The 540-nt window shown below is 61.6% G+C and carries 1 protein-coding gene; it reads left to right on the plus strand.

The genetic code is table 11. The annotated features are described in order from the left end of the window. Positions 1-7: 7 nt before the first annotated feature. Positions 8-540: OprD family outer membrane porin (locus tag AC1DSG_RS31665; protein ID WP_477794366.1), on the plus strand; the 533-nt coding region annotated here is incomplete at its 3' end.

Genomic DNA, 540 nt, shown 5'->3' on the forward strand with positions numbered 1-540 from the left:
CTTCTACATCAACCGCAACTTCACCAACCCGACCAACCCGCAGAGCAAGGCCGAGGAGTGGACGCAGAGCTTCATCTTCTACATCAACCGCAACTTCACCAACCCGACCAACCCGCAGAGCAAGRCCGAGGAGTGGACGCAGAGCTTCATCCTCGACACCAAGTCCGGGTTCACCCAGGGCCCGGTGGGTTTTGGCGTCGATGCGCTGGGCCTGTTGTCGATCAAACTCGATGGCGGCAAAGGCACGCGCGGCACCCAGCTGCTGCCGATTGGCAGCGACGGCGACCCAGTCGATGACTTTGGTCGTCTGGCGGTGGCCGGCAAGATGAAAGTRAGCAAAACCGAAGTGAAGGTCGGCGAGTGGATGCCGGTGCTGCCGATCCTGCGTTCMGACGAYGGCCGCTCGCTGCCACAAACCTTCCAGGGCGGCCAGCTGACGTCCACCGAGATCAGCGGCCTGACGATCTACGGCGGCCAGTTCCGCCAGAACAGTCCGCGCAACGATGCGAGCATGGACGACATGTTCATGAACGGCAAATC

The sequence above is a fragment of the Pseudomonas sp. P5_A12 genome, assembly GCF_056400685.1.